The following is a 3507-nucleotide window of genomic DNA, read 5'->3' as shown; positions in this document are numbered from 1 at the left end:
TCTTCTCCGCTTTTATCCCATGCAAGCCGACTTTTTTACTAATATCCTCTTACCCGTTGGCCTAGGCGTTTTAATGTTAGGCATGGGATTGGGATTAATTCTCGCCGATTTTCAGCGTATCACCCGTTATCCCAAAGCAGTCCTGATCGGTTTAGTCAATCAAATTATTATTCTACCGATCATCGGCTTTATTATTGCTTCTCTCTTGCCTCTCCAGCCAGAAATTGCCGTCGGTTTAATGATTGTCGCCATTTGTCCAGGCGGTCCTTCCTCCAATGTTTTAACCTATTTAGCTAAGGGAGATGTAGCCCTTTCTGTTACTTTAACCGCTTTTAGCAGCATCATCACCATTTTCACAATACCTTTTTTAGCTAGTTTCATTCTCCAGCATTTTATGGGTGAAAGTGCCGCCATCTCCCTACCCATTGGTTCCACTATGGCGCAGATATTTTTGATTATAGTTTTACCCATGATTATCGGTATGACTATCCGCCATTACTTCCCTTTACTGGCCAAAAGTCTGGAACCGATAACTAATCGTTTAGCCGTAATTTTTCTAGCAGTTATTATCTGCTTATTAATCCTGAGAGAATGGCAACGTTTACCTTTATTTATCGCTCAAACTGGCCTGGCAGTGATTATTTTAAACACGATTGCTTCCCTAATTGGCTTTTTCAGTGGTCTTTTATTTCAATTAACTATTCCCCAAAGAATTTGTATTGCAATTGAAGTGGGTATTCAAAGCGGCACTTTAGCTATTGCTATCACTGCCGGTTTATTAAAGAATCCCGATCTAGCCATTCCCGCAATTGTCTATAGTTTATGGATGTATGTCAGCGCTTTTATCGCTGTTTATTATGGTCGCAAAAAAGCAGCTTTGGTAAAATAGCTAAATCGGGTGATAGGATCTAGCTAAAAAACTGATAAATGATTATGTTAATTGGTAAATATTTAACCCTAGAGGAATTATCTACCTGTTCCCAAACCTATCAAAAGTACGCAGCACAAATCGATCCCTACCCAAAAAATCCTGAAACGATAACCGCTTGGCAAAATCTCGCTCACTTTATTATCGATCCAATTATTGATAATTTTGGTCGAGAAAGATTCCAATTAACCTACGGATTTTGTTCCAATGATCTGAGAAAATTTCTCCAAAAAAAAGACCCAATCACTGGCTTAAAAAACGGTAGAATCGATCCCAGTCGTGATCAACATTGCGCCCACGAAATTAATCAAAAAGGTCAATATTATTGTCAGCGATTGGGGGCAGCCTGTGATTTTCGGATTATCGATTTAACTAGCGATCGCCTAATAGATTGGATTTTAACCCAAAAATTACCCTTTGATTCTCTCTATTTTTACGGAATTAATCGCCCAATTCATATCAGCTACGGCCCCCAACATAAACGAGATCTATGGACTTTTACCCCTAAAGGAACACCGACTAAAAAAGGTTTACAATCATGGTTAGAAGCCGCTAAATCTATCGATTCTGAAGCTAAAAAATCCCCCAAAATAGGGGGATAACCAAGACTTAAAACCGTCTTCTTTTAGATTTCTGGTTCCAGATCGTCCTCCTCGTCCTCATCGGCCGGTTCCGTGGGTAAAGGAACCGAACCCATGTCTAATTTATCCCGCAATAACTTCTCAATTTCTGCCGCTACTTCTGGCCTTTCTTCGAGATATTTAACGGCATTATCGCGACCCTGGGCAATATTTTCGCCATTATAGCTATACCATGCCCCTTTACGAGTAACTACGTTAGTTTGTTCGGCGATATCGAGCATACAACCCACCTGGGAAATGCCTTTACCGAAGATAATATCAAATTCAGCAATCCGGAAAGGAGGCGCAACTTTATTTTTAGCCACCTTAACTTTAGCCCGAATTCCGTATTCCCCTTCCGTGCCTTTTTTCAAAGTTTGAATGCGACGGATATCTAAACGCACCGAGGCATAGAATTTTAAGGCCGTTCCTCCGGTGGTCACTTCAGGATTGCCGTAGGTGACACCGATTTTTTGCCGCAGTTGGTTGAGGAAAATCACCACACAACCCGATTTACCAATATTACCAGCAATTTTTCGCAGGGCTTTACTCATCAAACGGGCCTGCAAACCCACCTGATTATCCCCCATTTCCCCCTCAATTTCCGCCCGCGGCACTAAAGCGGCCACCGAGTCGATGACAACGATATCCACGGCCGAAGAACGCACTAACTGGTCAACTATTTCTAAGGCTGCCTCCCCCGTGTCCGGTTGTGCCACCAGTAAATTATTGATATCTACCCCTAAATCTTCCGAATAGGTGGGATCTAAAGCGTGTTCCGCATCGACAAAGGCCGCCACTCCCCCAGCTTTCTGCACTTCTGCGATCGCATGGAGGGCTAAGGTGGTTTTTCCAGAACTTTCCGGCCCGTAAATTTCGACGATACGGCCCTTCGGTAAACCGCCACCCAACGCCATATCTAGGGTTAAAGCACCACTAGGTACGGTTTCCACCCGCATCCGGGTGGCATCTCCTAAACGCATAATCGAACCTTTGCCAAAGTTGCGCTCGATTTGATTTAAGACTAAACCTAAGGCCTTATCTCGATCGGGATTACTTGTCATTGTCGCCATTAATTTTCTCCCCAGTTTTCTTAAGTAGTACAGCAGTATGCAAAGATTGTAGCCTGTTTTAATCTTGATCACCAAAAAGTTAGAGACTTTTTCCAGAATGGTGATCAAAAATCAAAAGTTTTGATTTTTACAGCCAAGGCCGGCTCATCTGTTCTAATTGCGTCACCTCTTGCGCTTCTAAACTCCATCCTAAGGCCCCGGCATTTTCCCTCGCTTGGGCCGCAGTTTTTGCCCCCGGGATGGGAATTACATCCCCTTGGGCGATTAACCAATTGAGGGCGACTTGTGCGGGGGTTTTTTGGTATTTTACGCCCAATTCTTGCATTACCCTTAAAATTGGGGCTATTTTCTCCAAACCTTCTTTTTTGAACCGCGAGTCAACTTTTCTGGCTCCATCGGGCAAATTCTGGCTTTCTGGGCTATATTTACCCGTCAGTAGTCCTTGAGCGAGGGGGCTGTAGGCGAGGATGGTGACACCTAATTCCTTGGCCGTGGCTAAAATTCCCTTAGTTTCTATTTTGCGATACAAAAGCGAATACTGCACCTGATTGACCGCTAAGGGAACCTCTTTTTTCGCCAAAATCTGGCTTGCTTGACGCATTTGCTCGGCGGAATAATTACTTACACCCACTGAACCAATGCGGCCGCGTTTTACTTCTTCCCCTAGGGCATTCATTAGGGTTTCTTGGCTAATTAGGAAGGTGAAGGGCCAATGTACTTGGTAAAGGGCCATTTTATCGGTTTTTAGACGGTTTAAGCTCTCGGTAATGGCATTATGAACCGCATTCGCCCCCAATCGCCACGGTACGGGGGCAAATTTGCTGGCAATATCGATGGGAATATCAGTCTCTTGCGTAAATTTTCCTAAGAGTCGTTCCGATTCCCC

The 3507-nt window shown here is 43.7% G+C and carries 4 protein-coding genes; 2 read left to right on the top strand and 2 right to left on the bottom strand.

All coding sequences use genetic code 11. From position 1 onward, the window contains the following. Positions 1-19 precede the first annotated feature (19 nt). Positions 20-889 carry a bile acid:sodium symporter family protein gene (locus tag PX484_RS22300; RefSeq protein ID WP_287765055.1) on the top strand — a complete coding sequence of 290 codons (870 nt, stop codon included), beginning with the start codon at positions 20-22 and terminating at the stop codon, positions 887-889. Between the two features lie 44 nt (positions 890-933). Then, positions 934-1530: a hypothetical protein gene (locus PX484_RS22295; RefSeq protein ID WP_288105540.1), complete on the top strand. Its 597-nt coding sequence runs from the start codon at positions 934-936 to the stop codon at positions 1528-1530. 23 nt (positions 1531-1553) lie between these two features. Here the strand turns inward: PX484_RS22295 and recA are convergent, their stop codons facing one another. Further along, positions 1554-2621 (bottom strand): recombinase RecA, encoded by a 1068-nt coding sequence (gene recA, locus PX484_RS22290; RefSeq protein ID WP_002800964.1) that lies wholly within the window; start codon positions 2619-2621, stop codon positions 1554-1556. Between the two features lie 127 nt (positions 2622-2748). Beyond that, the coding region (locus PX484_RS22285) for an aldo/keto reductase (RefSeq protein ID WP_288105538.1) at positions 2749-3507 on the bottom strand (759 nt) is incomplete at its 5' end.

Source organism: Microcystis sp. M49636_WE2 (assembly GCF_030065375.1).
Classification (GTDB): Bacteria; Cyanobacteriota; Cyanobacteriia; order Cyanobacteriales; family Microcystaceae; genus Microcystis; species Microcystis aeruginosa_C.
Note: the sequence above shows the minus strand (reverse complement) of the source record. Positions and strands in the feature narration are given on the sequence as shown.

Bases quoted from the DNA above. Each gene is read 5' to 3' on its own strand.
- PX484_RS22300 (WP_287765055.1), top strand. From the start codon at position 20: ATGCAAGCCGACTTTTTTACTAATATCCTCTTACCCGTTGGCCTAGGC.
- PX484_RS22295 (WP_288105540.1), top strand. From the start codon at position 934: ATGTTAATTGGTAAATATTTAACCCTAGAGGAATTATCTACCTGTTCC.
- recA (WP_002800964.1), bottom strand. From the start codon at position 2,621: ATGGCGACAATGACAAGTAATCCCGATCGAGATAAGGCCTTAGGTTTA.